The 21,047-nt window shown below is 69.2% G+C and carries 21 protein-coding genes, 1 tRNA gene and 2 rRNA genes (1 of these 24 only partly in view); 8 read left to right on the top strand and 16 right to left on the bottom strand.

Annotated features, from left to right (window positions below; translation table 11 throughout):
* The first annotated feature begins 219 nt into the window (after positions 1 to 219).
* Entirely contained in the window at positions 220 to 777 is a 558-nt protein-coding gene (locus tag OHA21_RS40420) for a dihydrofolate reductase family protein (protein WP_328464307.1), read from the top strand.
* 405 nt (positions 778 to 1,182) lie between these two features.
* Positions 1,183 to 1,797: a dihydrofolate reductase family protein gene (locus tag OHA21_RS40415; protein WP_328464305.1), complete on the top strand. Its 615-nt coding sequence runs from the start codon at positions 1,183 to 1,185 to the stop codon at positions 1,795 to 1,797.
* Between the two features lie 173 nt (positions 1,798 to 1,970).
* Here OHA21_RS40415 and OHA21_RS40410 read toward each other — a convergent pair whose 3' ends face one another.
* Positions 1,971 to 3,098, bottom strand: coding sequence for an FAD-binding oxidoreductase (locus OHA21_RS40410; protein ID WP_328464303.1), 1,128 nt, complete (start codon positions 3,096 to 3,098; stop codon positions 1,971 to 1,973).
* A gap of 212 nt (positions 3,099 to 3,310) precedes the next feature.
* Here OHA21_RS40410 and OHA21_RS40405 point away from each other — a divergent pair, with 212 nt between their 5' ends.
* Positions 3,311 to 5,374 (top strand): S9 family peptidase, encoded by a 2,064-nt coding sequence (locus OHA21_RS40405; protein WP_328464301.1) that lies wholly within the window; start codon positions 3,311 to 3,313, stop codon positions 5,372 to 5,374.
* A 94-nt stretch (positions 5,375 to 5,468) separates the two neighbouring features.
* On the opposite strand, the gene OHA21_RS40400 is transcribed toward OHA21_RS40405, so the two are convergent.
* The 9 genes from OHA21_RS40400 to OHA21_RS40360 all read right to left on the bottom strand — a co-directional run bounded on the left by OHA21_RS40400 (position 5,469) and on the right by OHA21_RS40360 (position 13,870).
* Positions 5,469 to 7,001 (bottom strand): FtsX-like permease family protein, encoded by a 1,533-nt coding sequence (locus OHA21_RS40400; RefSeq protein ID WP_328464299.1) that lies wholly within the window; start codon positions 6,999 to 7,001, stop codon positions 5,469 to 5,471.
* Positions 6,998 to 7,678: an ABC transporter ATP-binding protein gene (locus OHA21_RS40395; protein WP_328464297.1), complete on the bottom strand. Its 681-nt coding sequence runs from the start codon at positions 7,676 to 7,678 to the stop codon at positions 6,998 to 7,000. The genes OHA21_RS40400 and OHA21_RS40395 overlap by 4 nt, the downstream gene beginning before the upstream one ends.
* Positions 7,675 to 8,211 carry a PadR family transcriptional regulator gene (locus tag OHA21_RS40390; protein WP_328464295.1) on the bottom strand — a complete coding sequence of 179 codons (537 nt, stop codon included), beginning with the start codon at positions 8,209 to 8,211 and terminating at the stop codon, positions 7,675 to 7,677. The genes OHA21_RS40395 and OHA21_RS40390 overlap by 4 nt, the downstream gene beginning before the upstream one ends.
* A gap of 64 nt (positions 8,212 to 8,275) precedes the next feature.
* Positions 8,276 to 9,826: a fused response regulator/phosphatase gene (locus OHA21_RS40385; RefSeq protein ID WP_328464293.1), complete on the bottom strand. Its 1,551-nt coding sequence runs from the start codon at positions 9,824 to 9,826 to the stop codon at positions 8,276 to 8,278.
* On the bottom strand, positions 9,823 to 11,145 hold the full coding sequence (locus OHA21_RS40380) for a sensor histidine kinase (protein ID WP_328478849.1): 1,323 nt from the start codon (positions 11,143 to 11,145) through the stop codon (positions 9,823 to 9,825). The genes OHA21_RS40385 and OHA21_RS40380 overlap by 4 nt, the downstream gene beginning before the upstream one ends.
* A 20-nt stretch (positions 11,146 to 11,165) precedes the next feature.
* The gene (locus tag OHA21_RS40375) at positions 11,166 to 12,200 is read right to left on the bottom strand and encodes a SpoIIE family protein phosphatase (RefSeq protein ID WP_328464291.1); all 1,035 of its coding nucleotides are present in this window, start codon (positions 12,198 to 12,200) and stop codon (positions 11,166 to 11,168) included.
* Entirely contained in the window at positions 12,197 to 12,601 is a 405-nt protein-coding gene (locus OHA21_RS40370) for an ATP-binding protein (protein WP_328464289.1), read from the bottom strand. Before OHA21_RS40370 ends, OHA21_RS40375 begins: the two co-directional genes overlap by 4 nt.
* The gene (locus tag OHA21_RS40365) at positions 12,598 to 13,011 is read right to left on the bottom strand and encodes an STAS domain-containing protein (protein ID WP_328464287.1); all 414 of its coding nucleotides are present in this window, start codon (positions 13,009 to 13,011) and stop codon (positions 12,598 to 12,600) included. The genes OHA21_RS40370 and OHA21_RS40365 overlap by 4 nt, the downstream gene beginning before the upstream one ends.
* Before the next feature lies 1 nt (position 13,012).
* A complete protein-coding gene (locus OHA21_RS40360) occupies positions 13,013 to 13,870 on the bottom strand; it encodes an STAS domain-containing protein (protein ID WP_328464285.1) in 858 nt (285 codons plus the stop codon).
* Positions 13,871 to 14,033: 163 nt separating this feature from the next.
* Here OHA21_RS40360 and OHA21_RS40355 point away from each other — a divergent pair, with 163 nt between their 5' ends.
* The 3 genes from OHA21_RS40355 (at position 14,034) to OHA21_RS40345 (ending at position 15,235) form a co-directional block, all read left to right on the top strand.
* A complete protein-coding gene (locus tag OHA21_RS40355) occupies positions 14,034 to 14,387 on the top strand; it encodes an STAS domain-containing protein (RefSeq protein WP_014440286.1) in 354 nt (117 codons plus the stop codon).
* 107 nt (positions 14,388 to 14,494) lie between these two features.
* Positions 14,495 to 14,941 (top strand): large conductance mechanosensitive channel protein MscL, encoded by a 447-nt coding sequence (gene mscL / locus OHA21_RS40350; RefSeq protein ID WP_328478847.1) that lies wholly within the window; start codon positions 14,495 to 14,497, stop codon positions 14,939 to 14,941.
* Positions 14,942 to 15,004: 63 nt separating this feature from the next.
* Positions 15,005 to 15,235 (top strand): hypothetical protein, encoded by a 231-nt coding sequence (locus OHA21_RS40345; RefSeq protein WP_328464282.1) that lies wholly within the window; start codon positions 15,005 to 15,007, stop codon positions 15,233 to 15,235.
* On the opposite strand, the gene OHA21_RS40340 is transcribed toward OHA21_RS40345, so the two are convergent.
* Complete coding sequence (locus tag OHA21_RS40340; protein WP_328464280.1) at positions 15,236 to 16,036, bottom strand: zf-HC2 domain-containing protein; 801 nt, start codon at positions 16,034 to 16,036, stop codon at positions 15,236 to 15,238. It lies immediately after the preceding gene.
* Positions 16,037 to 16,105: 69 nt separating this feature from the next.
* Positions 16,106 to 16,738, bottom strand: coding sequence for a CGNR zinc finger domain-containing protein (locus tag OHA21_RS40335; RefSeq protein WP_328464278.1), 633 nt, complete (start codon positions 16,736 to 16,738; stop codon positions 16,106 to 16,108).
* A gap of 133 nt (positions 16,739 to 16,871) precedes the next feature.
* Between OHA21_RS40335 and OHA21_RS40330 the strand changes: the two genes are divergently transcribed.
* On the top strand, positions 16,872 to 17,648 hold the full coding sequence (locus tag OHA21_RS40330; RefSeq protein ID WP_328464276.1) for a L,D-transpeptidase family protein: 777 nt from the start codon (positions 16,872 to 16,874) through the stop codon (positions 17,646 to 17,648).
* Between the two features lie 6 nt (positions 17,649 to 17,654).
* Here OHA21_RS40330 and OHA21_RS40325 read toward each other — a convergent pair whose 3' ends face one another.
* Both OHA21_RS40325 and OHA21_RS40320 read right to left on the bottom strand, forming a co-directional pair.
* On the bottom strand, positions 17,655 to 18,068 hold the full coding sequence (locus OHA21_RS40325) for a hypothetical protein (protein WP_328464274.1): 414 nt from the start codon (positions 18,066 to 18,068) through the stop codon (positions 17,655 to 17,657).
* A gap of 281 nt (positions 18,069 to 18,349) precedes the next feature.
* A tRNA-Lys gene (locus tag OHA21_RS40320) sits at positions 18,350 to 18,421 on the bottom strand.
* 61 nt (positions 18,422 to 18,482) lie between these two features.
* Here OHA21_RS40320 and OHA21_RS40315 point away from each other — a divergent pair.
* Complete coding sequence (locus tag OHA21_RS40315) at positions 18,483 to 19,763, top strand: phytase (protein ID WP_328464272.1); 1,281 nt, start codon at positions 18,483 to 18,485, stop codon at positions 19,761 to 19,763.
* A 108-nt stretch (positions 19,764 to 19,871) separates the two neighbouring features.
* Here the strand turns inward: OHA21_RS40315 and rrf are convergent.
* Positions 19,872 to 19,988, bottom strand: a 5S ribosomal RNA gene (gene rrf, locus OHA21_RS40310).
* Between the two features lie 115 nt (positions 19,989 to 20,103).
* Positions 20,104 to 21,047 (bottom strand): 23S ribosomal RNA (locus tag OHA21_RS40305) (it continues 2,166 nt past the right edge of the window).

Genomic DNA, 21,047 nt, shown 5'->3' with positions numbered 1-21,047 from the left:
TTTGCCCCAGCGTGGCCGTCATTCGCGCTACTTCCCATCTAGCGCGGCCACCGCCCCCGGTCCGGCCTCAGCGCGGCCACGTTCCACCCCCACCGGGCCGCCGGCGCCCTACTCCCAGCGCGGCCACGTTCCGGCCAAAGGCTGGCCACCCGGCGCCTTACTTCCGACCCCCTGCGCGGCCGCCGGGAAATGTCAGAGGGTGGTGGCAGGGTCGCGGGCATGAAGACGCAGTACTACACCGCGACCACCGTCGACGGCTTCATCGCCGACGAGCACAACTCACTGGACTGGCTCTTCGAGGTCCCGCAGGGCGACGCCGACCCGTTCACCGGCTTCTTCGCCGGCGTGGGCGCCGTGGCCATGGGCTCGACGACCTATCAGTGGATCGTCGACCATGAGAAGGCACTGGAGAACCCCGAGGCCTGGCTGGGGCCGTATGGAGACACCCCAGCCTGGATCTTCACCCATCGCTCACTGCCGGCCATCCCCGGCGCCAACCTCCACTTCGTCCAGGGCGACGTGGCCCCCGTGCACCGCTTGATGACCGCAGCCGCCCGCGACAAAAACATCTGGATCATCGGCGGCGGCGACCTGGCCGGCCAGTTCGCCGATCAGGGCCTCCTGGACGAGCTGATCCTCGGCGTAGCTCCGGTAACCCTGGGCCGCGGCGCCCCTCTCCTTCCACGCCGCTTGACCTCCTCCCGCCTGACCTTGACCGCCGCCCACCCAGTCGGCCAGTTCGCCTACCTCACCTACGAGGTCACCGGCCCCAAGTAACCACCCACCTCAATCCGCCGCCGGGTCCCACCCTCCCCGTCCCAACTCAGCCACGCCCGCCGCACCCCGGCGCCGACCGGCAACACCCGGCCACCCGCCACCCGTCGCCACTACCCGGCCCGGCCGCCTCAAGTCCCGTTCGCCACCCAGCGCTGTTGGATCCAGCAGCCCGGGTCTCGCTCACTGCCGGGGCCTGACTACCCAGCGGCCCAAGTCCCGCCCTGCTCTCCGCCCCGGCCGCGCCTCACCTACGCCTCGCTCGTCAACAACCCCGGGCGCGCTGTTCCCTCGGCGCCTGCCTCGTCGTTGGCGGCCGGCTGCGGGACGCACCCGAAGTTCCGAATCGGGCTCATGGTCCTGATCGATCCGCCCTTTTTGTCAGCTCTCGCATGGCATGGTGTTGGCATGGCGAAGACGCAGTACTACACCGCCACCAGCATCGACGGCTTCACCGCCGACACGAGGAACTCGCTGGACTGGCTGTTCGAAGTCGATGAAGGCACCGAGAACCCGTTCGGCGAGTTCTTCGACGGCGTCGGCGCGTTCGCCATGGGCGCACGGACCTATGAGTGGGTCCTGGAGAACGACAACCTCCTCGAGGAACCGCAGAACTGGCACGACATGTACGGCGACGTACCGTGCTGGGTCTTCACCCACCGCGACCTGCCCCCGGTCGAGGACGCCAACGTCTTCATGATCAGCGGCGACGTCCGCCGGGTGCATGAGGCGATGCTGGTAGCCGCCCAGGGCAAGAACGTCTGGCTGGCCGGCGGAGGCGACCTCGTCAGCCAGTTCGTCGCCGAGGGTCTGCTCGACGAGATCATCCTCGGCATCGCCCCGGCCATCCTCGGTGAAGGCATCCCGCTGCTACGCCGCCGTGTCCCGGTCGACGACCTGATCCTCACGGGCGTCCGCGAAGTGGGCCAGTTCGCCTACCTCACCTACGCAGTCGGCGACGTAGCCCGCATCGGCCGCCACCTCGCATCCGAGGCCGTAACCCGCATCCCATCCTTCGGCTGAAGCTGACAAACCACCCGGCCCGACGCCCAGCTGAGCCTCCGAAACCGCTCCCGCGGGCCGGCCGTCCAGAACAGCTCCCGCGGGCCAGCCGTCAAGAACCGCTCCCGCGGGCCGGCCATCCAGAACAGCTCCCGCGGGCCAGACATCCAGAACAGCTCCCGCGGGCCAGCCGTCTAGAACAGCTCCCGCGGGCCGGCCATCTCGATCTCCGACGCCAGCTCCGGCGGCGCGGTCAGCACCGCAACCCGGCCGCGCCGGGCCAGCAGGACCTGCTCCATGCTGGCGACGATCTCGTTCACCCGCACCGCGCTGAGGCCTCGCGGCAGCACCGCGTGGAAGGTCCCCACCCCGGCCGACCCCCGAAGCGGCACCGGCGCACCAGCGCTGTCCCGCAGGGCATAGGCCACCGCCTGCAGGTCACGCGGCCGCGCCGCGATGCGCAGCACGACGTCGCCACCGCCGAACGGATACCGCCCCCACCAGGGCGGCGCCACCGGCGCGATCACCGTGTCGCCGCCCCACTCCCGGACGACCTCGTCGGCGACCTGGTTGACCACGTCGACCTCGCCCTCCAGCAGCATGGCGAGCATCGCGCCGTCGCGGCCCGGCAGGTCCACCTCGATGGCGCTCGGCTCCAGCTCCCGCGCCACCACCCAGGCGGCCAGCTCGCTGGCCTCGGTCGGCGTGGAGACCGCCCGGCCGACCCAGCGCCGCGCCGCGGGCTGCGGCTCGAGCCGGAGCACCGCCGAGGTGATCACCCCGTCGATGTCCGCGATGCCGGGCCGCCCGTCCTCCCCGTCGGATGAGCCCTCCACCCCGGCCGCATCCACGAAATCAATGCTCAGCGTCTGCGTGGCCGGGCTCCCGTAGCGGTGCCGCAGCGGCCCGGACTCGTTGACCGCGAGCATCCCCCCGATGGTCGCCTTGGCCGACGGCGGGTCGACGGCGAGGCGCTGCCCGCGCAGAGCGAGAGCCGCCTGCACCGCGGCAACCGGCGTCCCGGCCGCGATGACAGCCGTCGAGCCGTCGTGGTTCCACATCCCGTTGAGTCGCGCCGTGTCGACGATGAGTTCGATGGCCTGGCGCGGCGTACCCCAATCGATTTTGCTGCCGGAACCGCGCGGCAGGAAGCTCAGCCCGCGGTCGGCCGCAAGCCGCAACGTCTCGGCGACCGAGCGTGCTGTGGCCGGCTCCGCGACGAATCCGGCCCGTCGGCCGGACACCTGATCGGTGGAGCGCGCCGGGCGCGCGAATCCAGGCCCACAGATGTCCTCGAGCGCGTCGAGAAGGGAATCACCCACGTCCGAAGCCTCCCCAGGAACCGGAACAGAAGCGGAACAAGAGCCCGAGCAAGAGCCAGAGCACGAGCTGGATCAAGAGCCGAACACAAGACGCCCACAAAGAAGATCATTGAAGATCGTCCACTCTGGCACATCGTACACATGTTCGAATGAGGGAGGTCGACGTGTGTAAGAAACTCATCGCGGACCAATCGGCCGGTAACGTGTCTCCGGTGACGATTGACGGCCCACCCACTGCTCGTCAGGCCCCCACCGAGCGCACGTTCCACGGCGACACGGTCACCGACGAGTTCGCCTGGCTGATGGACAAAGACGATCCCGCGACCATCGCCCACCTGAAGGCGGAGAACGCCTGGACAGAGCAGGCGACCGCGCATCTCGAGGGGCTCCGCGAGACGATCTTCCAGGAGATCAAGAACCGGACCCAGGAGACCGATCTGTCGGTGCCCAGCCGCAAGGGTGAGTACTGGTATTACACGCGAACCGTCGAGGGCAAGCAGTACGGGATCCACTGCCGCGTCCCGGTGCGCCCGGGCGAGACCGCGCCCCCGCTCGACGGGGAGAAGCCGGGCGAGGAGATCCTGCTCGACGGCAACGAGCTGGCCGAGGGCAAGGAGTTCTTCGCGCTGGGCACGTTCGACGTCAGCCCGGACGGCGACTGGCTCGCCTTCTCCACCGATTTCGCCGGCGACGAACGCTTCACGCTGCGGGTGAAGAACCTGCGGACCGGCGAGGTGCTGGCCGACGAGGTGAAGGACACGTTCTACGGCAGCGCCTGGTCCGCCGACGCGGGCACGCTGTTCTACATCACGGTCGACGAGGCCTGGCGGCCCAACCGGGTGTGGCGGCACACGATCGGCAGCACCGAGGACACCGTCGTCTACGAGGAGGCGGACGAGCGGTTCTGGGTCGGTGTCGACCTGAGCCGCAGCGAGAAGTTCATCGTGATCGACGCGCACAGCAAGATCACCTCTGAGGTACGCGTCATCCCCGCCGACCACCCCACCGCCGAGCCGGCCCTGATCGCCGAGCGCCGTCAGGGCGTGGAGTATTCGGTGGAGCACCACGGCCACCGGTTCCTGATCCTGCACAACCTGGACGCCGAGGACTTCGCGCTGTCCTGCACCTCGGTCGACAACCCGGGCGAGTGGATCGAGCTGATCCCGCACCAGCCGGGCACCCGGCTCGAGTCGGTCGACGCCTTCGCCCGGCACATCGTGGTGTCGCTGCGCCGAGACGGGCTGACCGGCCTGCGCGTGATCACCGACGGCAGCACCGACGCCTACGACATGTCGTTCCCGGAGCCGCTCTACAGCGTCCACCTGGCCGGCAACCCGGAGTACGAGACCACGTCCGTCCGGATCAGCTACACCTCGCTGGTCACCCCCGAGTCGGTGTACGACGTCGACCTGATCAGCCGAGCCATGACGCTGCGTAAGCAGAAGCCGGTGCTCGGCGGTTACGATCCGGCCGACTACGAGCAGTTCCGGGAGTGGGCGACCGCCGAGGACGGTGTTCGCGTGCCGATCTCGATCGTGGCGCGCAAGGGCACCCCGCGGGACGGTTCCGCGCCCGCCGTGCTCTACGGATACGGCTCCTACGAGCACTCCATCGATCCGTACTTCTCGATCGCCCGGCTGAGCCTGCTCGACCGCGGCGTGGTCTTCGCGATCGCGCACGTCCGCGGTGGTGGCGAGCTCGGCCGCCGCTGGTACGAGACCGGCAAGATGCTGGCGAAGAAGAACACCTTCACCGATTTCGTCGCCTGCGGGAAGGCCCTGGTCCGCAGCCGGTGGACCTCGGCGGACCGGCTGGTCGCCCGCGGCGGTTCGGCCGGCGGCCTGCTGATGGGCGCGGTCGCCAACCTGGCGCCGGAGTCGTTCGCCGGCATCCTGGCCGAGGTCCCGTTCGTGGACCCGCTCACCTCGATCCTGGACCCGAGCCTGCCACTCACCGTCACCGAGTGGGAGGAGTGGGGCAACCCGCTCGAATCAGCCGAGGTCTACAGCTACATGAAGTCCTACAGCCCGTATGAAAACGTCACGAAGCAGGCGTACCCCAAGATTCTTGCGGTGACCAGCCTCAACGACACCCGCGTGCTGTACCACGAGCCCACCAAGTGGGTCGCGCGCCTGCGCGCGGTCGCCCCCGAGGGCGATTACCTGCTCAAGACCGAGATGGGCGCCGGCCACGGCGGCCCCAGCGGCCGCTACGACTCCTGGAAGGAAGAGGCCTTCAACGTCGCGTGGATCTTGGACACCATCAAGACCGTTTGAGAGTACGCACGACGAGAAGTCCCCGCTTCCCCAAGCGACCACCTGCAACACCGGGCCGAAGCGCCCGCATCCGGGCGGATGCGGGCGCTGAGCCTCACCCCACCCGCAATTCCTCGAGATCGGTGCTGGACCGCAGCACCATCGCCCCGATCCCGACCACGATGAGCATCGCCAGCAGCGCGCCCCCGCCGAGCAGGAGGAGTTGCTGCAGCGGGATCGGGATCGGCACCACGAGCAGCGGGTCGACGAACGTCTGCTTGGCGCAGGTGGCGTAGTCCGCCATCGGATCGATGCACTCCTCGCGCGGGCCGCCGTGCCGCACCTCGGTGCCGACCAGCCGGAACAGCGCCGCGCCGGAGACGAGGGCCAGCAGCACGGCCGGCACGAGCGGCACGAAGGTGTGCCAGAGCAGCACCTGTCGCAGGGTCCGGCGCGGCACCCCGGTGGCGGTCAGTGCCGCGTACGCCCGTCGCCGCGCCACGATCCCCTCGACGAACGCGACCAGCACCCCGGCCGCGGCGACCACCATCGCCAGGATCACCGCGATCATGATCAGCCGCAACGCGCCGAAGTAGAACTCGTTGTCGCTGGCGAAGCCGATCGACGACGTCGCATTCGGGTCGATCATGGCGTTGTACTGCTCTGCCGCCCGGAACTCGGTCGCGAGCTGCGCCCAGTAGCCCAGCGTCCCGGCCCCGACCACGACCGCGCCCAGCAGGGCAGCGAGCGTCCGGCTCCCGTTCCACGGATCGGTCATCAACCGGCCACCGGCGAGCAGCGTCGCCGCACCCCGGCCGTACCGGCGCAGCAGCCGCCCCGACGTGTACGAGATCCACCCGGTGCCCAGCACCACGCCGAGCATCACGAGCAGCACTCCGACGCCCATGAAGGCGAGCGGCGCCCAGTCCGGCAGCTGGACGCTCGACGGAAGGAATTTCGGCAACACGAACAGCGGCAGCCCGACCGCGATGAGCAGGCCCGGCCCTGGTCCCGGCCCGTCCTCCCGGTTCCGCCGGACCACGCCCAGCGGGGTGATCACCACGCGGCGCATCAGCAGCACCCCGATCCCGCCGGCCAGCAGCGGCACCAGCAGCAGGGCGACGACGATGAGAACCGGGTTCGGCAGGACATCCACCGGGAGCACCAACTGGCCCTGACCGTTGCGGAAGTCGAGCAGTTCCCGAAGCCCGAGGAAGACGGCGAAGCCGGCGATCGAGCCGAGCAGCGCGGCCGCCGCGGTCTCGGCCCCGGCGATCAGGACCGCCTGCCCGGGTGTCGCCCCGCCCAGCCGGAGCGCGGCGAGCCGCCGGTCCCGGGCCGGCGCACCCAGCCGGATGCACTGCCCGGCCAGCGCCAGCACCGGCAGGGCGAGCATGACCAGCATGAAGATCACTCCGGGGCGCAGACCGGCCTCGGCCAGCAGCGCGTTCGAGTAGTCGGCGCCCGGGCCCATGACCCGCATGCCGTCCGGATCGTCGATCCACTCGCCGCCCCGGATCGACGCGACCGTCGCGGCCGCCAGCAACGCCAGCGCGGCCAGCGCCGCACTCCCGGCCGTCAGCACAGTCCGCAGCCGATCGGTACGGTTCCCGGCCAGGCTGAGCCGGACCAGGGTGGACGGCTTCACGGCGTCACTCCGAGGCCGGTCGGGTCGATGGCACCGTCGCGGAGCACGATCTCCCGGTCCGCGTACGCCGCGATCGGCGCCTCATGCGTGACCAGCACGACCGCCGTGCCCTGCTCGCGCACCGCCTGGACCATCGCGGCCAGCACCTGTTCCCCGTTGAGCTGGTCCAGCGCGCCGGTCGGCTCGTCGGCGAAGACCACCCGTGGCTCGGTGACCAGCGCCCGGGCGACCGCGCAACGCTGCTGCTGCCCGCCGGACATCGCCCCGGGCCGCTTGTCGGCCAGGTCGGCCACCCCGAACCGGTCCAGCCAGACGAGCGCCGCCGCCCGTGCTTCTCGCCGCCCCGAACCGGCGAGAAGCAACGGGAGGGCGACGTTCTCCGCGGCGGTCAGTTCGGGCACCATCTGCCCGAACTGGAACAGCACCCCGAAATCGGTACGCCGCAACCGCGACCGGGCTGTCTCGGACCAGAGCCCGATGTCCTGGTCCCGATAGCGGATCTCGCCGTCGTCGGCCCGCAGGATGCCGGCCAGACAGTGCAGCAGCGTGGACTTGCCGCAGCCGCTCGGCCCGGTGACGGCGACGATCTCGCCCTCCCCGACCGTGATGTCGACCCCGCGCAGTGCCGGTGTGTTGCCGTAGCTCTTGGTGATCCCCGTGCCAGTAAGCAACGTCATGCCGTCACTTCCTTCTGTAGGTCGGCGACCCGGGCCAGCGTGGTCTGCAACCAGCGCAGGTCGGCGTCGAGGTGCCCGATGGCGTAGTCGGCGGCGATCACGTCGCCGACGGTGGCGCCAGGGGTGGTCTTGATCGAGGTCAGCTCGCGCAGCCGGGTCATGTGCGCGGCCCGTTGCGAGGTCAGGTACGCCCGGGCCCGGTCGGCGTCGGCCGCCAGCAGCGCGACGACCACCCGGCTGAACAGCGCGCTGGTCACGTGGGGCGCCGGCGGCTCGACCTCGGTGAGCCAGTCGTCGAGCCGGGTCCGGCCGGCTTCGGTCAGCACGTACGACGTACGCTCCGGGCCGCCCTCCTGGTCCTGCCCGGACTGCTCGACGAAACCGTCCCGCTCCAGGCGGCCGAGCGTGGAGTAGACCTGCCCGTACGCCAGCGGTTTGGCCTGGGGCAGGCGCTCGTCGTGCGCTCGTTTGAGGTCGTAGCCGTGCCGTGGCCCGGCGGCGAGCAGACCCAGCAGGACGTGTGCGGTGGACATGGCCGCTACTATTCACTGAGTGAATAGCCGCCGTCAAGGAGGCCGGTCGATGGATCCGCGAGAGTCAGGCGGTGCGGCGCAGCGCGACGACCGCGATGTCGTCCGCCTGCTCGCCGGCACCGGCGAGCTGGGTGAGCAGCCGACGGCAGAACGCGTCGAGGTCGTCCTCCACCTCGGCAGCGCAGGCGGCCAGCGCGGCCAGCCCCACGTCGATGTCCGCGTCCCGGCGCTCGATCAGCCCGTCGGTGTAAAGCACGAGCGTGCCGCCCGGCGGCAGGGTCAGCTCCAGTTCGGCCCGGCGCGGCGCGTCCAGGCCGAGCAGCGGGCCGCGCGGTTCCAGGAACCGCACCTCACCGTCGACATGCATCAGCGGCGGCAGGTGGCCGGCGCCGGCCATCCGGATCCGGCCGGTCGCCGGATCGAGCGTGAGCAGGCAGAGGGTCGCGGAGTCCGACGGCAGCACGGTACGCATGAAGCGGTTGACCAGCTCCAGAACAGCGCCCGGCGGGTGCCCCTCGACGGCGTAGGCGCGGACCGCGTGCCGCAGTTCCGCCATCACCGTCGCCGCGTGCAACGAGTGCCCGGCCACGTCCCCGATCGCCACCAGCAACTGGTCGTTCAGCACGGTCAGCTCGTAGAAGTCGCCGCCCACCTCGGTCTGCGCGCCGGCCGGCTCATACAGGACGGCCTGCTCCACGCCCGGGACCTCGGGCAGCCGCGACTGCAACAGGCTGCGCTGCAGAGTAACCGCGATCCGGTGCTCCTCGTCGAAGGACCGCTGGGCCTCGACCGCCGCCGCGACCGCCTGGGAGAGCTGCCGCAACACCGGGAAGCCCGGCGTCTGCGTGCTACCCGGTGCCACCACGTAGACCGGCGGCCGGTCCGCGCGCAGCCGTGCCGCCGCCACCGCCACCGCCTCGTCGGCCGGCCACTCCGTCACGTCCCAGTCCGCCGCGTCGTCGGTGCGCACCAGCGAACCCACCGCCACCCGGTGGACCGGGACCGCCCACGGGCGTACCGATGCGGGTTTGCCGACCGCCGCCAGGCTCTCGCCCTCCGAGGTCTCCGCGACCACCACGACCGGCCCGCCGAAGATGTCGCGGGCGCCCTCGGCGGCCGCCGCGAGCAGCGTGGTCAGGGTTGGGGCCGAGTTGATCGCCAGCGTGGTCTCGGCCAGCCGGACCATCCGCTCGGCGAGCAGTTCGGCCCGCTGCCGGGCGCGGTAATAGCGGAGCACGGCCTGCGCGGTCGCGATGAGCTCGTCCGGCTCGATCGGCTCCACCAGGTACGCGTCCGCCCCGCGGTTCAGACCCTGGGTACGGTCACCCACATCCACCGCGTGCGCGGAGACGTGCACGACCGGCAGTACGCCGTACCGTTGATCGGTCTTGATCCGCTCGCAGACCTCGAAACCGCTCATGTCCGGCAGTTTCACGTCCAGAACGACGAGGTCCGTCTCGAACTCGAGCAGTTTGGTCAGCGCCTCCCCGCCGGTCTCCGCCTCCAGCACCGTGAAACCGGCCCGGGTCAGCCAGCTGACCAGCAGGTACCGTTTCGTCGCGCTGTCATCGACGACCAGTACGGTGGCTCGCGCCGAGGGCTGCACGTTCTTCATGAGGCCTCGGCCGGCAAGCGAAGGGTGAATGTGCTGCCCTCACCGGGCACCGAGTCGACCCGCAGGCCACCGCCGAGAATGCCGGCCAGCCGGCGGGCGTAGGGCAGACCGAGCCCGGTGCCCTTGCCGCTCACCGGCTTGCTCCCGGGCACCTGATAGAACTCCTCGAAGATCCGCTCGTGCAGCTCCGGCGGGATGCCCGTTCCGGTGTCGGCGACCACGAACTCGACGTCGTCCCCGGCGATCCCCGCACTCAACCGCACCGTGCCGGACTCGGTGAACTTGATCGCATTGGTCAGCAGGTTGCGCAGCACCTGGGCGAGCAGCACCTCGTCGCTGCGCAGCACCGGCACAGCCGGGTCCTCGACCACGAAGTCCACCTCGGGCCGGGTGGCCAGTGGGCGCAACGTCCCGCGCAGCTGCCCGAACATCGCCTTGAGGTCCACGTCGGACCAGTTCGGCTCGATCCGGCCGGCCTCCGCCTTGGCCAGGTCGAGCAGACCGTTCACCAGGGTGAGCAGGTCACTCGCCGAGGTACGGATCAGCTCCACCTGGCGGCGCTGCTCGGCGGTCAGCTCGTCCGAAGCCGAGTCGGTGAGCAACCTCCCCAGCCCGATGATCGCGGTGACCGGCGCCCGCAGCTCGTGGCTGACGTTGGCCAGGAACCGGCTCTTCGCCTCGCTCGCCGCGCGCAGCTGCACCGACTTCTCGTCCAGCTCGGCGTAGAGCGCGACCACCCCGCGGTTCGTCTCCTCCAGCTCCTCGGAGAGCTGGTGATAGAGAGCCATCACCCCGCGGTTGGTCTCCTCCAGCTCGGCGTTGAGCCGGGCCAGGTCGTCGCGTTGTGCCCGCACCTCGTCAAGTGCGGCGATGAGCTGCTGGTTCTGCACCGCCAGCTCGTCCAGAGGACTGCCGGGCACGTGCTGAGCCAACCCGGCACGGATCTCCTCCATGCGACCGGGGGTCAGCCGGGGTGCACCCGGCGGCAACCGCCGAGCCATCCGGACAACCGTTCCGGTACCACCATCGTCGACCTCCATCGTGTCGACCAGGCGGCCGACCTGCTGCAACTGCTCAGCCAGCCGAACCGCCTCGCCGGGCGCGGAATGCGTCAAAGTCACCTGCAGACTTGGTACCCCGTACGGCTCGACGGTGAACGCCACATCGGCGTGCCGCCCTGCGGCGAGCAACACGCGGCCCACCTCACTGAGCGCCGTCGCCATCCGGGTCTGGTCCTGTGACTCCATTCCTACCGCGCGGGCGACCTCCCGGCCCAGTTGCCGTACCACGAAGATGTCCTGCTCCACCCGCAGGCGCATTTTCATCAACGGCGCGGCGGTCACGACGACGACCTGGCCACCAGCACGCCGGCATCGTCGCGCCGGGTGCCCGCGTCGCGCAAGACAGTGGCGGCGATCACTTCAGGCGATCGGGTGAACAGACCCGGATACCCCGCCGGGGTCCAGCGGTCCACGACGCCGTCGGTGTGCATCACCACGAGCGCGTCGGGGGCGAGCGGGTAGTCGTACTCCCGGACCTGACGCCGCTGATGGCCGGCAATGCCGGGCATCGAGATCATGCCGCGCCGCGTGCCGTCCACCCCGAACACCGTGCCGGAGATGTTGCCCAGGCCGGCGTAGCGGACCAGGCCGGCCGCACTGTCCAGCTCGGCGACCGCGAGCGCGGCGCCGCGGGTGTGCCCGAGAGCCCGGTGCAGCGCCTCCACCAGCACCGCGGGCGGACCGGGTGGCGCCTTCCGGAATGCGCGTACCGCCTCCTGCGCAGCGGCCGCGGCCAGCCCGCCGTGGCCCAGGCCGTCGCAGACCAGGATCTGCCGGCGGTCGGCGATCTCCCGGACCGCGTACGCGTCACCGCTGACCGTCTCGCCGGTGAGCGGCCGGGTCAGACCTGCCGCCCACTCCGGCTCCGGGACCTCGGCCGGCCACACCTGCACGGCCAGGACGGTCCCCTTGCCCGGCACCGAGTGCAGATCCCACCGGCTGGCCTGGCGCAGGATCGCGCCGAGCCCTATCCCGAGCGTGCCCGCAGTGGAGTGCCCGTCGCCGATCGCCCGCTGGACGTCAGCCATCCCGGGTCCGCTGTCGACCACGATCAGCTCGACACCGGCCTGCTCGGTGGTCCGCACCGCCCGGACCAGAATGGTGCCCTGATCAGCGTGCTTGACCAGGTTGCCGGCAGCCTCGGCGGCGACGATCGACAGATCCGCCACCCGCTTCTCCGGCATCGCCAGCGCGGCGGCGAGGCGTTCGGCCGCCCGGCGTACGGCCGACGCCGAGCTGGCTTCCTCCACCCGGAACCAGACCCCACCGTCCAGGAGCCCCTCGGGCAGCGACGCCACCGTGCCTCCGCTCATCGGCACCACTTGACAACGGTAATGGTCGTTCCCTTACCCACCTCGGTGTCGATGGCGAACTCGTCGACCAGGCGACGCGCGCCACTCAGCCCGAGCCCCAGGCCGCCGCCGGTGGTGTAGCCGTCGGTCAAGGCCAGATCCAGGTCGGCGATGCCGGGACCCTGGTCGGCGAAGACGATCCGGATGCCGGCCCGCCGCTCGTTGCGGACCCGGCTCACCTCCACCGTGCCACCACCGCCGTAGACCAGTGTGTTGCGAGCCAGTTCACTCGCGGCGGTGACGAGCTTCGTCTGATCCACCAGGGACAGCTTCACCGCGACCGCGACCGTACGCACCAGCTGCCGGACACGAACGACGTCCTGGTCACTCGAGACGGGAAGGCGCTGGCTCTCGTCGTTCACGGCGTGGTTACCGCTGCCGCGTCGGCCTCATCCTCGTCGTCGTCCAGGTCGTCGTCGTCACGGTCGCGGGCGAGCATCTCGATGCCCAGCTCGACGTTGAGTGCCGTCCGGATGCCGGGCAGCGAGAGGCCCAGTTCGACCAGGGTGATCGCCACGGCCGGGCGCATGCCGACCACGACGGTCTCGGCGTCCAGCACGCGGGAGACCGAGGCGATGGTGGCCAGCGTACGGCCGACGAACGAGTCCACGATGTCGAGCGCGCTGATGTCGATGATCACGCCGTGGCAGCCGGTCGCCACGATCCGCTCAGCCAGGTCCTCCTGCAGCTGGAGCGCGACCTGGTCCTCCATGTCGATCTGGATGGAGACCAGGAGGATGTCACCGATCTTCAGGACCGGCACCCGCTCCACGTCAGCGCTCCGGCCGTTTGGCCGCGGAGATCCGGCTGCCGTTCTTGCTGAGGACGTGACGCAGCGCGTCGGCGAGCGAGGCCTTGGTTGCGATGTCCCCGAACTCGATGCCGAGCGCCACGATGGTCTGCGCGATCTGCGGCCGGATGCCGGAGATGATGCAGTCGGCGCCCATCAGCCGGGCGGCCACCACGGTCTTCAGGATGTGCTGCGCCACCTGGGTGTCCACCGCCGGCACACCGGTGATGTCGATGATCGCGTACGGCGAGCCGGTGTCGACCAGCGTCTGCAGCAGCCGCTCCATCACCACCTGCGCGCGTGCCGAGTCGAGCGTGCCGACCAGCGGCACGGCCACCACGCCCTCCCACAGCTTCACCACCGGGGTGGAGAGCTCGAGCAGCTGCTCGGCCTGGTCGGCGATGAGCGACTCACGTACCTGTACGTAGCTGTCGAAGGTGAACAGCGCGGCCCGGTCCACGAAGGTGGAGAACGCCACGAAATCCCGAAGCGTGGTCGCGTCGGTGTGCTCACCGAGGATGTCGAGCGTCGCGTCCTTGAACGCGAACACGCTGACCGCCGTCTCGGTGGCGCTGAACCCCTGCCGCGCACGGTTGCTGGAGAGCTCGCTCAACTGGGCACGCAACTCGGCGGCCGCCTCGTCGCTCACCTCCACCGCTCCGGCGGAAAGTGCCTGTAGGAAGCCCTTCTGCAGGTCGACAGTCTGCCGTTGGAGCTCGGCACTACTCAGCCGGCCCCGTAGGCTCGTGGCGACCAATTCCGCCCAGCGGGCCGCAAGCGGCTCCGCGTGACCCTTGAGCAGGTCAGCGAAGCGACTCGCCTCGTCCGGACTCAGCGGCATCGCTGCCTCCCCAACCACCCGATCCGTGCGCAACGGCCGGACTTTACCATCAGGGCGTCCGTTACTTGCTGTAGACCAACTAATGGACACCGCCAAGCTTTGCCCTGTTCTGCGCATCCCCCGGTACGTGGAGTACCGTTCAGCAATAACTGGAGGTCGGCGAATGTCCCTGACGGTACAAACGGAACAGCGCGGCGACATGGTTGTCGTGTCGGTCGCGGGCGAGCTCGACATGGCCACCGCCCCCCAGCTGCAGGATCAGATCAGTGATCTGCTCGAGAAGGGGCGGACCCGGCTGATCTTCGACCTTGCCGAGGTGTCGTTCTGCGACTCCACCGGGCTGTCGGTCTTCGTCCGGGCCAAGAACAGCACCGACGACGCCGGCGGCACCGTGCGGCTGGCCGCGCCGCAGCGCGGTGTGCTGCGGATCCTCGAGGTGAGTGGTCTGGTCGAGGTGCTGCACACCTACCCGACGGTGGACGAGGCAGTCACCGCCGAGGAGCCCGCGCTCGACTGAGCCTCGCTGTTCACAGGCCGACCGGTCGGCGTAGTTTGTCGCCGACCGGCGGCGGGCACCCGTTGCCGGACGACGACATTCGGCCCCCGGGAGTGCCCGTGAGCAAGATGCTCCAAGGTTTCAAAGACTTCATCATGCGTGGCAACGTCGTCGACCTCGCGGTCGGCGTCGTGATCGGCGCTGCCTTCACCACGGTGGTGACCAGCTTCACCAACGCCTTCCTGAAGCCCCTGATCCAGCTGATGGGTGGCGGTAAGGGCCTCGGCGCCGGCATGTGGGACGTGAACGGCGTCAAGTTCGACTACGCGTCGTTCATCAACGCCCTCATCACCTTCGCGCTGACGGCCGCCGTCCTCTACTTCCTCGTGGTCTTCCCGCTGAACAAGCTGGCCGAGCGCCGCCGCCGCGGCGAGGAGCCGCCGCCGAAGGCACCCAGCGAGGAGGTCAAGCTGCTCACCGAGATCCGCGACGCGCTGCTCCGCGGCCAGGGTCACCAGGTCTCCAACAGCGCTCTCGACGAGGTGCTCGGGCGGCACCAGCAGCCCCCGCGCTGACACGCCGCCAAAAAGATCTGCCCTCCCGGCACCGTTCGAACAAATGTTCGATACGCTGCCGGGATGGAGCAGCGTAAGCACTGGTGGAACGGTAAGTGGGGACGTCTCGCCCGAAAGGACGTGTACCTACGAACCAGCGGCGACCAGTGGTATGTCGAGCAGCGCGCCGGCGGTTCCGACGGCGCCTCGCACTTCTTCGAGTACGACAGCGAGGACGCTGCTCTCGACATGGTCCGCGCCCTGCTCGCCGGCCCCGACGAGTGGCGCGAGCTGTCGGTCCGGCCACCCCGCTGATCAGGCCGCGCGGCGCTCGTCGTGCGACGCGGTCAGCGGGCCGGGCGGCGGGAGCAACCGCAGCCCCGGGCGCGGCGCCTCCTCGACGTCATCGGCAGGCGGGTCGAACCGTGCCCGCCAACCGGTGCCGATCCGGGAGCCGGGCGGGCGTTCCACTCCGCCGGCGCCCCGCGACAGCGCCACCACCAGGAAATAGCCGAGGATCACGAAGCCGTGGCCGACCAGCCGGGCGACGTCCACCCGGCCGCCGGTGAGATCGGTGATCGAGAGCAGCAGGAGCATCGCGACGAACGCGGTCAGCATCGGCACCAGACCGGTCGGCCGGGTCCGGCGCAGCGCGATGAAAAGGTATCCGGCGCCGACCGCGACATTCCAGGCGGCCGACTCGTGCCACAGATGCCCCGGCGTCGCGCTCAGGCCGAGATGAGCGTGCCCGGCGCTCGCGCCGCCACCCACCTGGGTCAGACCGAGGATGAGCTGCACCGTCCCGACCACGCCGAGCGCCACGTAAAGGACGGCCGCCGCCGGAATCCGCCACCAGCGCCGCGGACGTTCCTCCGGTGCCTTCTCCGGTGCCTTCTCCGACGCCGCGGGGAGCGCGGCCAGGATCGCCGCGGTCAGATCCGGCACCGTCGCCACCGGTCCGGTACGCGTCAGCCGGTTGACCGCCGCCGCCCGGTCCAGCCACTCCCGGCAGCCGGCACAACCGGCCAGGTGCTCGTCGACCGCCGGCCGCAGGGCCGGGTCGTCCTCGCCGTCCAACTGCGCGGAAAGCATCTCGCGCCACCGCTCACATCCCATGTCCCCATAGTCGCCCGGGGACGCCCGGAAGTTCCCGGCGGGCAGGAGATCAATGCTGTCCCGGCCGGGTCAGTGCGGTTCCGGCGAGTGCAGCAGCCCGATCTGCTGGCTGCCGCTGTTGCCGGACAGCCGGCGCCGCTCCCGGAAGGCCCGCAGATTGGCCGTGTTTCCGCAGGTGCTGACGTCGTGCCAGACCCCGCTGTTGTTCCGGGAGGTGTCGAAGAAGGCGGCCCGGCAGTGCGCGTTGTGGCAGAGCTTGAGCCGCAGCCAGAGACCGGCCTGCTGGGCCAGGAGCGCCTCGGCCCACAGCGCCGACGCCAGCCAGCGGATCCCCCGGCCGGTCGGCACCACCCGCACCCAGCCGGCCGCGTCCGGGACCAGGCTGACCTGGACGTCGGCGGGTGGCAGCGCACCGGCCGGCCCGGCGTTCGCCCCGGCCAGCACCACGTTCTCGAAGGCGGTCCGCAGGCGGCGCAGCGAACGCAGATCGGCGGTGGAGAGCAGCAGCGTCGGCGCCGGCAGACCGGACACCCGGGACCACATCCCCAGCGCGTCGGTCACCCACCACTGCGCGTCATCCGTCCCGGTCAGCAGATCCGGGCTGTACGCCATCACCTCACGGGTGTTCAGCAGCTCCTGCACGAGTGCGAATCCGCCGGGCGCCTCCCGTACGCCATGCCGTGCGCTGGCCTTCCATGACATAGCCAAAGGGTACTCGGCTCTTTTTGACGGTTTCCCCGGGCGGTCCACCCGGCCGAGTGGTCGATCACCGAACAGCCGTGGATCGTTGTGAATGAGTCCCTACAATGGCCCGACCACCAGCGAGGGAGAACACGTGCGGAGGATCCTGGCGTACACGCTCGCCGCGGCGGCGGTGCTGACCTTCGCCGCGGGCTGCGACACAGCCGATCCGGTCGCGGACGGGCCCCCTTCCGTACCTGTGACGCCCTCGGCTGTGCCTTCCGCGCCCAGCGCCGCCCCCTCCGTGCCGCCCACCACCGCTCCGCCGGCGAAGCCGAAGAAGCTGAAGTCCGGCGCCAAGGGCGCCGAGGTCGTCGCCCTCCAGACCCGGCTCACCGAGCTGGGCTACTGGATCGGCAAGGCCGACGGCAAGTTCGGCGGCACCACCCAGCAGGCGGTGTACGCGTTGCAGAAGGCCGCCGGCATCGGCCGCGACGGCACGGTCGGCCCGAAAACCTGGAAGGCCCTGGAAGAAGGGGTACGCCCAAAGGCGAAATCCACCAGCGGCAAGGTGATCGAGATCGACCTGAAGCGTCAGCTGCTGCTCCTCGTCGACGGCGGGCAGATCACGCAGATCTTCAACACCTCGACCGGGTCGAACGACTACTACGAGCACGAGGGCCAGACGTACCTGGCGGACACCCCGCGCGGCAAGTTCAAGGTGAGCCGGCAGATCGACGGCTGGCGGGACGCCCCGCTGGGCCTGCTCTGGCGCCCGAAGTACTTCAACGGCGGCATCGCCGTGCACGGCGCCCCGAGCGTGCCGCCCTACCCGGCGTCACACGGTTGCGCCCGCGTCTCCGTCTCCGCGATGAACTGGATGTGGAAGAACGACGCCCTGCCGATCAAGAGCCGGGTCTGGGTCTACTGAGGCCCCTTACAGGGCGCGCATCCGCACCAGGACCCGGTCCTCCTGCCGGCGCGGCGCCGGGATCATGCTCATCGGGGCGAATCCGGGCGGCCAGGCCGCGCTGTAGAGCTCGGCACAGATCACCACACCCAGCCACGGCACCCACGGCCCGCTGACCGTCACCGGCTCGCTGAGCCCCCGCACGTCCAGGACCAGCCGCCACTCCTCCGGCCGGGGCCGCAGAGCCGCGATCGACCGCAGCTGGTACTCCTCGTTGCCGAGAATCAGCCGCCGATCCGTGATCACCGCAAGCCGCCGTCCCACGCCGGCCACGTCCACCGGAAACCACCCGTACTGCTTCTCACCGCCCCGCAGCGCGACCGTCGGACTGATCGCCGCCGGCCGGCCACCCCGATCCACGAGGCTGGCCAGCATGCTCATGGATCGGAACCCCGCCGCGAGCTGTTCAGGTTCGTACGCGGACACCAGCATTCTCCGATCTAGACCGGCCGCCCCTGCGCGACCCATCTGACCCTGACATGCCAGGCCTGCCGTGACCAGCGCTTACACACCTCCGGGAAATGAATTGCCGGTAAGCACCACCCGACCAGAACCCCCGGCCCGCAATCTTCACCATTCCCGCTTAACCCGACAGAGTGCCTCCGGACCAACAAAAAACTGGCCGGCGCCCGGGATCACCGAACGCCGGCCAGTCATGACCGTGGGCCGCCAGGGACTCGAACCCTGAACCTATGGATTAAAAGTCCACAGCTCTGCCATTGAGCTAGCGGCCCATGTAGCGGATCTCAGGGTACCGGCCCCGGTTCCGCACCGACATCATGCACCCTCCCCCTTGTGGCGCGCTCGCTGTTAAAGCGTCGGCCACCCGGCGGTCAGGTTGATCGGGAACGCTCCGATGTCATGCATCGTACTGCCGGCTTAGCCGCTCTAGTCGCTCTGACCACGCTCGCCGCAGCCCCTGCGCACGCTGCGGAGCGTCCCGCCCGGGAGATCACCGCCAGCGTCGAGACCCCGTCGCTCTTCGACGACGAGGCGGGCGGCGACGCCGACGCGGACGACCCGGCCATCTGGATCAACCAGGCGGACAAGGCTCGCAGCCTGATCATCGGCACCGCGAAGAACGGCGGTCTGCGCGTCTACGACCTGGCCGGCCGCGAGGTGCAGGCGATCGCGACGCCGGATGGTGGCCGCTTCAACAACGTCGACGTGCTGACCGGCTTCAAGCTGGGCAAGCGCAAGGTGGACGTGGCCGTGGTGACCGACCGTGGCCTCGACAAGCTCCGCATCTACCAGATCGAGCCGACCGGCCTGACCGACATCACCGCCGCCGACGTACCGCTGCTCTTCTCCAAGGACGAGGCCGAGGTCGAGGAGCAGGCCACCGGCTACGGCCTGGCACTCTATGACCGCTACGCGGTTGTCAGCCGCCGCCACAGCACCCGCCTGGGCATCTTCCGCTTGCAAGAACAGAACGGCAAAGTCACTTACCGTACGTCGGACACGCTCGACCTTCCACGCCAGTTCCGCCTTCCCAACGGCACGTCCTGGAGCCCGTGCGCCGAACCCGGTGAGGACCCGCAGGTCGAAGGAATGGTCGTCGACACCGAGGCCGGCGTTCTCTACGCCGCCCAGGAGGATGTCGCCCTCTGGCGCATCAACATGAAGGGTGGCCACTTCAGCAGCGTCCCGCGGATCGTCGAGAAAGTCGCCGAATTCGGCGTCCCCGGCGCCTACGACCCGGAGTCCGAGGAATGCGTCCTCGACACCGCCAACGACCCCGGCTACGGCGGCCGTATCCACGCCGACGTGGAGGGGGCGACCATCTACCCCACCGGGAAGCGCGACGGCTACCTGATCGTCTCCAGCCAGGGCGACAACCGCTTCTTCGTCTACGACCGTCGCACGACGAAGCCGCTGACCGTTTTCACCGTCACTGACGGCTCGCGCACCGACGGCGTTCAGCACTCCGACGGGGCCGCAGCCACGGCAGTCGCTCTTCCCGGCTACCCGAAGGGTCTGCTGGTCGTCCACGACGGCGAGAACACCCCTGACGAGGGCCGTACCAACACCAACTTCAAGTACGTCGACTGGCGCCGCCTGGGCCTGCCGTCCTGACCCAGCTCGCCGAGGCCGGTCCCGTCCGGGGCCGGCCTCTCTTACTGGCGTTCTGCAGGCAAAAAGAAAGGCCCACCCCGCTCGGGGTGGGCCTTTCTGTCACGTTGAGTCCGGCGGCGTCCTACTCTCCCACACCCTCCCGAGTGCAGTACCATCGGCGCTGGCGGGCTTAGCTACCGGGTTCGGAATGTAACCGGGCGTTTCCCCACCGCTATGACCACCGAAACAACTATCAGCGAAACGCTAACCAGCAACCCGTGCCGGCCTTTTGAGGCCGAACAACCGGGGTGGTTGTTCGTTTGCTGTGAATCACACAGTGGACGCAAGCAGAAAATTTAGGGTGGTTAAGCCCTCGGCCTATTAGTACCGGTCAACTCAACACGTTACCGTGCTTACATTTCCGGCCTATCAACCCAGTCGTCTAGCTGGGAGCCTTACCCACTCAAGGTGGTGGGATACCTCATCTCGAAGCGAGCTTCCCGCTTAGATGCTTTCAGCGGTTATCCCTTCCGAACGTAGCCAACCAGCCGTGCCCTTGGCAGAACAACTGGCACACCAGAGGTTCGTCCGTCCCGGTCCTCTCGTACTAGGGACAGCCCTTCTCAAGTATCCAACGCGCACGGCGGATAGGGACCGAACTGTCTCACGACGTTCTAAACCCAGCTCGCGTACCGCTTTAATGGGCGAACAGCCCAACCCTTGGGACCTGCTACAGCCCCAGGATGCGACGAGCCGACATCGAGGTGCCAAACCATCCCGTCGATATGGACTCTTGGGGAAGATCAGCCTGTTATCCCCGGGGTACCTTTTATCCGTTGAGCGACACCGCTTCCACACGCAAGTGCCGGATCACTAGTCCCGACTTTCGTCCCTGCTCGACCCGTCAGTCTCACAGTCAAGCTCCCTTGTGCACTTACACTCAACACCTGATTGCCAACCAGGCTGAGGGAACCTTTGGGCGCCTCCGTTACCCTTTAGGAGGCAACCGCCCCAGTTAAACTACCCACCAGACACTGTCCCTCGACCCGATCAGGGCCGCAAGTTAGATACCCAAACCCAACAGAGTGGTATTTCAACAACGCCTCCACCCGAACTGGCGTCCGAGCTTCACCGGCTCCCACCTATCCTACACAATTAAATTCAGATACCAATGTCAAGCTATAGTAAAGGTCCCGGGGTCTTTCCGTCCTGCCGCGCGTAACGAGCATCTTTACTCGTACTGCAATTTCGCCGGGCCTGTGGTTGAGACAGTGGGGAAGTCGTTACGCCATTCGTGCAGGTCGG

The organism is Actinoplanes sp. NBC_00393, from assembly GCF_036053395.1.
Lineage (GTDB): Bacteria > Actinomycetota > Actinomycetes > Mycobacteriales > Micromonosporaceae > Actinoplanes.
Note: the sequence above shows the minus strand (reverse complement) of the source record. Positions and strands in the feature narration are given on the sequence as shown.

Excerpts from the sequence above, each read along its gene's own strand:
- OHA21_RS40380 (WP_328478849.1), bottom strand. The coding sequence starts at position 11,145 with ATGCGCCTGCGGGTGGAGCAGGACATCTTCGTGGTACGGCAACTGGGC.
- OHA21_RS40420 (WP_328464307.1), top strand. The coding sequence starts at position 220 with ATGAAGACGCAGTACTACACCGCGACCACCGTCGACGGCTTCATCGCC.
- OHA21_RS40345 (WP_328464282.1), top strand. The coding sequence starts at position 15,005 with ATGGAGCAGCGTAAGCACTGGTGGAACGGTAAGTGGGGACGTCTCGCC.
- OHA21_RS40340 (WP_328464280.1), bottom strand. The coding sequence starts at position 16,036 with ATGGGATGTGAGCGGTGGCGCGAGATGCTTTCCGCGCAGTTGGACGGC.
- OHA21_RS40395 (WP_328464297.1), bottom strand. The coding sequence starts at position 7,678 with ATGACGTTGCTTACTGGCACGGGGATCACCAAGAGCTACGGCAACACA.
- OHA21_RS40415 (WP_328464305.1), top strand. The coding sequence starts at position 1,183 with ATGGCGAAGACGCAGTACTACACCGCCACCAGCATCGACGGCTTCACC.
- OHA21_RS40335 (WP_328464278.1), bottom strand. The coding sequence starts at position 16,738 with ATGTCATGGAAGGCCAGCGCACGGCATGGCGTACGGGAGGCGCCCGGC.
- OHA21_RS40385 (WP_328464293.1), bottom strand. The coding sequence starts at position 9,826 with ATGAAGAACGTGCAGCCCTCGGCGCGAGCCACCGTACTGGTCGTCGAT.
- OHA21_RS40375 (WP_328464291.1), bottom strand. The coding sequence starts at position 12,200 with ATGAGCGGAGGCACGGTGGCGTCGCTGCCCGAGGGGCTCCTGGACGGT.
- mscL (WP_328478847.1), top strand. The coding sequence starts at position 14,495 with ATGCTCCAAGGTTTCAAAGACTTCATCATGCGTGGCAACGTCGTCGAC.
- OHA21_RS40390 (WP_328464295.1), bottom strand. The coding sequence starts at position 8,211 with ATGTCCACCGCACACGTCCTGCTGGGTCTGCTCGCCGCCGGGCCACGG.
- OHA21_RS40355 (WP_014440286.1), top strand. The coding sequence starts at position 14,034 with ATGTCCCTGACGGTACAAACGGAACAGCGCGGCGACATGGTTGTCGTG.
- OHA21_RS40360 (WP_328464285.1), bottom strand. The coding sequence starts at position 13,870 with ATGCCGCTGAGTCCGGACGAGGCGAGTCGCTTCGCTGACCTGCTCAAG.
- OHA21_RS40325 (WP_328464274.1), bottom strand. The coding sequence starts at position 18,068 with ATGAGCATGCTGGCCAGCCTCGTGGATCGGGGTGGCCGGCCGGCGGCG.